This window comes from Sulfitobacter sp. HI0040, from assembly GCF_001634885.1.
Lineage (GTDB): Bacteria > Pseudomonadota > Alphaproteobacteria > Rhodobacterales > Rhodobacteraceae > Sulfitobacter.
Genome location: NZ_LWEX01000063.1, coordinates 1 through 7643 on the forward strand (window position 1 = coordinate 1; position 7643 = coordinate 7643).

Here is a 7643-nt window from a genome sequence, read left to right on the forward strand (position 1 = left end):
AAGGAAAACGGCATGGCGAAGCCGCCCGTCTTCGGTGAACTCGGCAAACCGCACCTCCGCCACCAGCCGCGGGGTAAGCCAGCGCATCCCCCGGACGTCTTCCTTCGGAACGTCCGCGGGCGGTGTCTTTCGGGAAAGAGGGGCCATGCGGGCGGCGATTTCATCTTGCGTGGCCTCGTCCCACCCGGTGCCGACCTTGCCGACGTAGCGAAAGCTGCCGTTCTCCTCGACGCCCAGCGCGAGGGAGGCAAAGGGGCGGCCCTTGCTGCCCGAAGCCTGCCAGCCGAGGATGACGAATTCGGCTCGTTTGACACATTTGATCTTTTGCCATGCGGCGCTCCGGCCGCCGCGATAGGGTGCGTCCTTCTGTTTGGAGATGAGCCCTTCGCCGCCGTTGCCGCAAATCGCCTCGAACGCGGCTGTGGGATCCCCTTCCAGCACGGGGGAAAGCTGCAAAAGACCCAAAGGTGGCACGCTGTCAAAAAGCTTTTCCAGCCGGGCCCGCCGTTCGGTAAGCGGCTCGTCTGACAGTGTCTCGCCATCGCAATACATCAGGTCGAAGGCGTGAAACTGAAAGGGTCCGCCCAGCTTGATCGCTTTTTGCAGCGCGCCGAAACCGTAAAGCCCGGCACCCACCGTGATCTCCCCGTCGATCAGGGCGCTGTCGCAGGGCAGGGCATCGAAAGCGGGGGCAAGCTGTGCGAATTTTTCGGTCCAGTCATGGCCGTTCCGGGTGTAGATCCGAACGCCGCCCTTACCCAAGGCGACTTCGGCCCGATAGCCGTCGAACTTCAATTCATGCCAGCGGGTTTCGGGGTTTCCCAATGTATCGGTCAACGTGGCAAGCTGCGGTTTGCGCCAGCGGGGCAGGGCGCCGCGACGTTCGTGCCCCTTGCCTAGTTCAGCGTCCTCGGTGATCGCTTTCATCTTTCGCCGGGTGCTGACGCTGGTTGTGTATCTCTTCACGGGGTCGGGTTCATCGGCGGCTTCGTCGTCCTCCTTGATCAGCAGCCAGTTCTCGCGCTTTTCCTTTCGCTGCATCCGGATGAGGTTCCACGCCCCGGTCAGGCGTTCCCCGTGGAGCGTGAATTTCAGGTGGCCTTTCTTCAGCCCCTTCTCCACATCAATGGTGGGCTGCCAATATCCGATGTCCCACAGCATGACCGTCCCGGCCCCGTAGTTGCCCTTGGGGATGGTGCCTTCGAATGTCAGATAGTCGAGCGGGTGATCTTCGGTGCGCACGGCAAGGCGTTTTTCCGACGGATCGAATGACGGCCCCCTTGTGATCGCCCAGCTGAGCAATACACCGTCCCATTCCAGCCTGAGATCCCAGTGCAGCCGGGTCGCCGCGTGGTTCTGGATCGAATAACGCGGTGCGAGCCCGTTCGCCACACCCCCCGTCGGCTCCGGGGTCTGGTCGAAATCCCTCTTGGCGAGGTAGGGCGCCAGCCGCGACATGTCAGGCTGACTTCTTTGCAGAACCGCTCTTCTTCGTGGTGCTGCTCTTTTTCGCGGTGCTCTTGGTCTTGCGGGTCGATCCCTTGTCGGCCTTCAGGCTTTCCTTCAACGCCGCCATCAGGTCGACGACATTCTCACCGCCTGTGCTCGATGTCCCGGAGTGGGAGCCTGTCTTGGCGCGCGGGGTCTTCTTGCTGCGGCGCTTGGATTCGATCAACTCGCGCAGGGCGATATCATATCGATCCTCGAAGGCGGCGGCATCGAAGGGGGCGGTCTTGCGGGTGATCAATTCGGTGGCCACCGAAAGCAGGTCTTCTTCCGCAGGCTTTTCTTCGACGGTGGAAAACAACGGTTCGGCGTTCCGTATTTCATCCGCGTAGTGCAGCGTTTCCAGCAACAGGCCGTCACCACAGGGCCGTATCGCGCAAAGGTACTCCTTGCCCCGCATCGTCAGTTGTCCGAGCCCCGTCTTTTCCGCGTCGCGCAGGGCGTCGCGCACCACGCGATAGGCGTCTTCGGCGAGTTCATCGGTGGGCACGATGTAATAGGGCTTGTCGAAATAAAGCGGGGGGATTTCACAGGCGCCGACGAACTGCACCAGTTCGAGTGTCTTCTTGGTTTCGAGCTTGATGGCGTCGATCTCGTCCTTTTCGAGCAGGAGGTACTCATCGTCTCCTATCTCGTACCCCTTCATGATCTCGGCGGTATCCACCGGGCCGATGCCGGGCACCGTCTTTTCGTATTTCACCCGCTGGCCCGAGGGGCCGTGGATCTGGCGGAAGGACACGCGCGCGCCCGACTTGGTGGCCGAATGAATCTCCACCGGGATCGATACGAGGGACAACCGAAGCTGCCCTTTCCACAATGCACGTGATGCCATAACGGGGCCCTCCTGCCTGTCAAACGCACCACCCGGCGATTCGGTTCGCCACGCGTCCGAGATGCCGCCCCCAGTGCGCTTGCCCTTGACTTCCGGACCTTCAAACGGTGTACCTGCGCCGAATGAATTGCAGCCCAGAAGGGGACGTCATATGCACGCTTACCGCACACATACTTGCGCCGGACTGAGCAAGGAAAACGTAGGCGAGACCGTCCGGCTTGCCGGTTGGGTGCACCGGGTGCGTGACCACGGCGGCGTGCTGTTCATAGACCTTCGTGACCACTATGGCATCACGCAGGTTCTCTGCGATCCGGACAGCCCGGTTTTCAAAAAGGTCGAAAAGGTGCGGGCCGAATGGTGCATCCGCATTGACGGTGTGGTGAAGGCCCGCGCCGAGGAATTGGTGAACCCCAAGATCCCCACAGGGGAGATCGAGGTCTACATTCGCGACCTGGAGGTATTGGGCGCCGCGGCGGAACTGCCGCTGATGGTTTTCGGCGATCAGGAATACCCCGAGGAGACGCGCCTGCGCTATCGTTATCTGGACCTGCGGCGCGAGAAGATGCAGGCCAACATGAAGCTGCGTTCGGACGTGGTGGCCTCCATCCGGAAACGGATGTGGGATCAGAACTTCCGCGAATTCCAGACGCCGATCATCACGGCCTCTTCGCCCGAAGGCGCGCGTGACTTTCTGGTGCCCTCGCGCCTGCATCCGGGCAAGTTCTACGCATTGCCGCAGGCTCCGCAGCAATTCAAACAGCTGTTGATGGTCTCGGGGTTCGACCGTTATTTCCAGATCGCACCCTGCTTCCGGGATGAGGACCCCCGCGCGGACCGTTCCCCCACCGATTTCTACCAGCTCGACATGGAAATGTCCTTTGTCACCCAGCAGGACGTCTTCGACACGATCCAGCCGGTCATCGCGGGCATTTTCGAAGAGTTCGGCGGCGGGCGGAAAGTGGACAGCGAGTGGGAGCAGATCTCCTACAAGGACGCGGCGCTTTGGTACGGCAGCGACAAGCCGGACCTGCGCAACCCCATCAAGATGCAGGTCGTCAGCGACCATTTCCGCGGCTCGGGTTTTGCGATCTTCGCAAAGCTGCTGGAACAGGACGGGACCGAGATCCGGGCCATACCCGCGCCGGGCGGCGGTTCACGCAAGTTCTGCGACCGGATGAACGCCTTCGCCCAGAAGGAAGGATTGCCCGGCATGGGCTATATCTTCTGGCGTGATCAGGGTGAGGGCATGGAAGCGGCGGGACCGCTTGCCAAGAACATCGGACCGGAGCGGACCGAAGCGATTCGTCAGCAACTGGGGCTTGAGGTCGGCGATGCGGCCTTCTTCCTCGGGGGTAAGCCAAAGTCCTTCGAGGCGGTCGCGGGGCGCGCGCGCAATGTCATTGGTGAAGAGCTGAACCTGACCGACAAGGACCGTTTCGCCTTTGCCTGGATCGTCGATTTCCCGATCTACGAAAAGGATGAGGAAACCGGCGCGATTGATTTCGAGCACAACCCTTTCTCAATGCCGCAGGGCGGGATGGAGGCCCTGCAAGGCGATCCGCTCGACGTGCTCGGGTATCAGTATGACCTGTCGTGCAACGGCTATGAACTGGTTTCCGGCGCCATCCGGAACCACAAGCCGGAAATCATGTTCAAGGCCTTTGAAATCGCCGGCTATGGCGAGGACGAAGTGCGCAAGCGGTTCGGCGGGCTGGTCAATGCCTTCCAATACGGTGCCCCGCCGCACGGTGGATGCGCTGCCGGTATCGACCGTATCGTCATGCTGCTGGCGGACGAACAGAACATCCGCGAAGTCATCCTCTTCCCGATGAACCAGCGGGCGGAAGACCTGATGATGAACGCGCCGAGCGAGCCGATGCCCGATCAGCTTATGGAACTGGGTCTGCGGGTCATTCCGCAGGAGAAATAGGCAAGGCATCTGCGCCCCCGTGACCAGTTCATAGGGGCGCCCCTTCTTCGCTCCTAGTCTTCCAGCGAATCCTCGCGCTTTTCGTCGATCAGCTTGCGCTCTTCCTTCTTGCGCTCTTCAAAGCGCTTGCCGAAGTCTTCGTTGTGCTCTTCGCCGATCACCTTCTTGGCGCGGGTAAAGACTTCGTCCTCTTCTTCGTCGATGTGGTGTTCATAGTCGTGGCGCAAGGTCTTGAAGCGGGTCATCCAACCCGAAGAGGACATGTCCTTTTCGTTTAGCTCCTCCAGCAGATCATCGAGTTGTTGATGCTCATGCACCGAATGGCGCGCGGCGTCCTGCCCCCAGGTTTCCGAGATCAGCTTGGAGTAGAACGTCTCCTCTTCTGCGGCGGCGTGGGATTTGACGTCACGATAGAACGTATTCCATGCCTCCTGCCGGGCTTTGCTGTCACCCTCCGTATCGGCGATTTTCTCAAGCAATTGGCGGTGATCATCATGGTCAGCCTTTATGGCATCGTAGATAGAGGGCATAAATTTTCCTTTCGTTGAATGTGATTTCAACGCCGGTGCTGAGGGCCGGTTCCCAAAGGAGCGGTTGAATCTCGTTCAACTCTTGCGGGAATGTGGTGACTAAGCAGCCTGATGTATGCGTCCATGGTAATCGTCGTGAGGGATTTAGCCTGTGAGAAGCTGCTGGCCCGGGCGGCAGGTACGGATGCGGTTCGCAAAGTCGAGTTCGCGTTCCTGCACGGCCTCTGTCAGGTCAACAGCGTTGAGTTCATTGTACGAGCGCCTCTAGATCTGGGGCCACTCAAAAAAATCCGCGTTCCGAAAGGTAGGGGCGTACATTCGCTGCGAGCCCGCTCTCCGACCGCATGGAAGCGGCAAAGACCATGGCAATCCCGATGAGCGCGGCCGTCATGACGATCCAGTCAATCGAAGAGGATCTCAAAGTCTTGGGTGTTCTCTGCGTCATGTCGTAACCGTCCGTACTGGTCCATATTTCTGGAACCATCCTCACCGATCAATATGACAGTTTTACGGTGGCAGAATGCCAGGAGCCGGGCATTACAAACCGAGGGGCCGCATTTCGGGCCTGATCCCGGTTGCAATCCCCTTGGCGGGCTCCCGCAACGGGGATACGCTTTGGCGATGAGCAGCAAAGAACAATTGCAGGTTCCGCTAGGTGCGGAAGTCCCCGGATGGACGCCGCCGCCGCCCCCATCCGGCTTGGTACTTCAGGGGCGTTACGCCGCTTTGGAACCGCTGACTGCGGAATCCCATGCGGCGCTGTTGTACCGGGCCTATGCGGGGCAGGATCAGGTCTGGGATTATCTGCCCTATGGCCCGTTTTCGTCGGCGGCGCAATATCACCGCTGGGTGCGCGATGTGGCAGCGCTGGACGATCCCTTCTTCTATGCCATTCTTGATCGGGAAACGGGCCAGTGGGCCGGGGTCGCGAGCTATCTTCGGATCACCCCCGAGGCAGGCACGATCGAAGTGGGGCATATCAATTATGCACCCGCTCTACAACGTACGCGCGCGGCGACCGAGGCGATGTACCTCATGATGAGGACGGCCTTCGAACTCGGGTATCGGCGTTACGAATGGAAGTGCAATGCACTCAACCTCGTGTCCCGCCGCGCGGCACAGCGGCTCGGCCTCAGCTACGAAGGCGTCTTCCGTCAGGCAGCGGTCGTAAAGGGCCGCAACCGCGATACCGCGTGGTTCGCGGCCATCGACAGTGAATGGCCCGCCCTGAAAGAAGCTTTCGAGGCCTGGCTTGCCCCGTCGAATTTTGACGACGCCGGGCACCAGCGGGAATCCCTGCGCGATCTGACGGCGCTCGTCCGTGTGGCAGAGGATCCCGCGTTGCGGCAGAGCTGATCCTCCCCCGCACGCTTCATATCGCCAATCGTTCGGTAAGCCTGTCCTGGATCATCCCAGCTATCGTCGCGACTTCGGTTGTCGCACATTCGCCGCCCGCGCGCTTTTCCGCGAGCGCCGTAGCGGCCCGTTCCATGCCTGCGTCTTCCGCACTGCGGGCAACCCCGGCGAGGAACTGCGCCACGTAGTCAAGCGCACCGTCTTCGGGCTCATTGTCCAGCATGTCGGCGATATGCGCCATGTCATCCTTGTATGCGATCTTGTCCGGCACGACGCATTCATCGGTGATAATCCTTGCCCCGCGCGGGTGACGTTCCGGGGGCAGGGCGGAAAGGACGGATTGTTGAAAGGCCGAAATCCCCGTGATCGGCTTGCAGAGGTAACCATCCGCCCCCGCCGCCATGGCGGGCGTTTCGGTACCGGGATCGCCGGAGATACCCAGCAGCGCCTCTACCCGGGGCCGGGCTTGAGCGAGTTCGTAAATCAGGTCAAGCCCGTTCCCGTCCGGCAGGCCAAGGTCGACGATCGCGACCGTGGGCCGGTACACCTCCAGATGGCGCCGGGCGGCGCGCAGGCTGTCCGCCCGCCGGATGCGCGCGCCTGAGCGCAGGCAGAGCAGGCGCATCGCCTCGCAGGCGAAACGGCTGTCTTCCACGGCGAGCACGGTCAGCCCCAACAGCGGTCGCATGGCGGTCGGGGTCGGGATCGTGACTGTCGTCGGATCGTTCTTGTCCATCTTCACCTCCTGCTTGTGTCTGGGGGAAATGATTATGCCCCGATACCTAACGGCACGTTAATCTGACGCATTGCGCTGGGCCCCGCCGGGCGTCATAACCCGGTGCGACAGAGCCAGAGGAGAGCCGCCATGATCGGACGACTGAATCACGTAGCCATTGCAGTGCCGGATCTGGACGCCGCGGCGGATCAGTACCGCAATGCGCTGGGCGCGAATGTAGGGGCCCCGCAGGACGAACCGGACCACGGCGTTACCGTGATTTTCATCGAATTGCCGAACACCAAGATCGAACTGCTCTATCCGCTGGGTGACGACAGCCCGATCAAGGGGTTTCTCGACAAGAACCCCTCAGGCGGCATTCACCACATCTGCTACGAGGTCGATGACATCATCGCGGCCCGCGACCACCTGAAATCGACGGGGGCCCGGGTTCTGGGCAATGGGGAGCCCAAGATCGGCGCCCACGGCAAACCCGTGCTGTTCCTGCATCCCAAGGATTTCAACGGCGCGCTCGTCGAGCTTGAACAGGTCTGAACATGGGTATCACCTCGGGGCTGGTTCTTTTCGCTGTCATCTGGTCGATGGTCTTCCTCATCGCGCTGCCGATCCGGGTGCAGACGCAGGGCGATGCGGGAAAGATCATTCCCGGGACCCATTCGGGCGCGCCGGAACAGCATCACCTGAAACGGAAGGCACTGTGGACGACAGCCATAGCCATCGTGCTTTGGATCGTCATCGCGGGCATCATCCTTT

General features: G+C 61.0%; 9 protein-coding genes. 4 read left to right on the forward strand and 5 right to left on the reverse strand.

The genetic code is table 11. The features are described from left to right. A partial coding sequence (ligD, locus tag A3728_RS05490) for a non-homologous end-joining DNA ligase (protein ID WP_201722295.1) occupies positions 1-1458 on the reverse strand: 1458 nt, incomplete at its 3' end. A gap of 1 nt (position 1459) precedes the next feature. Further along, positions 1460-2338, reverse strand: coding sequence for a non-homologous end joining protein Ku (ku, locus tag A3728_RS05495; RefSeq protein WP_067920987.1), 879 nt, complete (start codon positions 2336-2338; stop codon positions 1460-1462). Positions 2339-2489: 151 nt separating this feature from the next. Between ku and aspS the strand changes: the two genes are divergently transcribed. After that, the gene (aspS, locus tag A3728_RS05500; RefSeq protein ID WP_067920989.1) at positions 2490-4268 is read left to right on the forward strand and encodes an aspartate--tRNA ligase; all 1779 of its coding nucleotides are present in this window, start codon (positions 2490-2492) and stop codon (positions 4266-4268) included. Between the two features lie 53 nt (positions 4269-4321). Here aspS and A3728_RS05505 read toward each other — a convergent pair whose 3' ends face one another. Then, positions 4322-4798 carry a hemerythrin domain-containing protein gene (locus tag A3728_RS05505; RefSeq protein ID WP_067920991.1) on the reverse strand — a complete coding sequence of 159 codons (477 nt, stop codon included), beginning with the start codon at positions 4796-4798 and terminating at the stop codon, positions 4322-4324. A 280-nt stretch (positions 4799-5078) separates the two neighbouring features. Further along, positions 5079-5243, reverse strand: coding sequence for a hypothetical protein (locus A3728_RS23005; protein ID WP_161487234.1), 165 nt, complete (start codon positions 5241-5243; stop codon positions 5079-5081). Positions 5244-5419: 176 nt separating this feature from the next. Between A3728_RS23005 and A3728_RS05510 the strand changes: the two genes are divergently transcribed. Beyond that, positions 5420-6154: a GNAT family N-acetyltransferase gene (locus A3728_RS05510; protein WP_067920993.1), complete on the forward strand. Its 735-nt coding sequence runs from the start codon at positions 5420-5422 to the stop codon at positions 6152-6154. A 16-nt stretch (positions 6155-6170) separates the two neighbouring features. Here A3728_RS05510 and A3728_RS05515 read toward each other — a convergent pair whose 3' ends face one another. Continuing rightward, positions 6171-6890: a response regulator gene (locus A3728_RS05515; RefSeq protein WP_067920995.1), complete on the reverse strand. Its 720-nt coding sequence runs from the start codon at positions 6888-6890 to the stop codon at positions 6171-6173. Positions 6891-7019: 129 nt separating this feature from the next. Between A3728_RS05515 and mce the strand changes: the two genes are divergently transcribed. Together mce and A3728_RS05525 are read left to right on the forward strand one after the other, a co-directional pair. Continuing rightward, a complete protein-coding gene (gene mce / locus A3728_RS05520) occupies positions 7020-7424 on the forward strand; it encodes a methylmalonyl-CoA epimerase (RefSeq protein ID WP_067920997.1) in 405 nt (134 codons plus the stop codon). A 2-nt stretch (positions 7425-7426) separates the two neighbouring features. Beyond that, positions 7427-7643: DUF1467 family protein (locus A3728_RS05525; protein ID WP_067920999.1), on the forward strand; the 217-nt coding region annotated here is incomplete at its 3' end.